The sequence below is a fragment of the Pseudoxanthomonas kalamensis DSM 18571 genome, assembly GCF_010211745.1.
In the GTDB taxonomy this organism is placed as follows: domain Bacteria; phylum Pseudomonadota; class Gammaproteobacteria; order Xanthomonadales; family Xanthomonadaceae; genus Pseudoxanthomonas_A; species Pseudoxanthomonas_A kalamensis.
In genome coordinates, this window is the sequence record NZ_PDWQ01000075.1 from 1 (window position 1) to 612 (window position 612).

Annotated in this window: 1 protein-coding gene; it reads left to right on the top strand. The window is 59.5% G+C overall.

The genetic code is table 11. The features are described from left to right. The coding region (locus tag CSC70_RS14060) for a phage tail tape measure protein (protein WP_162457214.1) at positions 1 to 612 on the top strand (612 nt) is incomplete at both ends.

Consider the following 612-nt stretch of genomic DNA (forward strand, 5'->3'; position numbering starts at 1 on the left):
AAACAGTCCAGCGTGAAGGTGTCTGCGGGCGATCGTCAGGAAGACAGTGCTCATGCTGCCCTGCTGACGCTTCAGGCAGAACTCCGGACGCTGGAGAAGCATGCCGGAGCAAATGAGAAAATCAGCCAGCAGCGCCGGGATTTGTGGAAGGCGGAGAGTCAGTTCGCGGTACTGGAGGAGGCGGCGCAACGTCGCCAGCTGTCTGCACAGGAGAAATCCCTGCTGGCGCATAAAGATGAGACGCTGGAGTACAAACGCCAGCTGGCTGCACTTGGCGACAAGGTTACGTATCAGGAGCGCCTGAACGCGCTGGCGCAGCAGGCGGATAAATTCGCACAGCAGCAACGGGCAAAACGGGCCGCCATTGATGCGAAAAGCCGGGGGCTGACTGACCGGCAGGCAGAACGGGAAGCCACGGAACAGCGCCTGAAGGAACAGTATGGCGATAATCCGCTGGCGCTGAATAACGTCATGTCAGAGCAGAAAAAGACCTGGGCGGCTGAAGACCAGCTTCGCGGGAACTGGATGGCAGGCCTTAAGTCCGGCTGGAGTGAGTGGGAAGAGAGCGCCACGGACAGTATGTCGCCGGTAAAAAGTGCAGCCACGCAGACC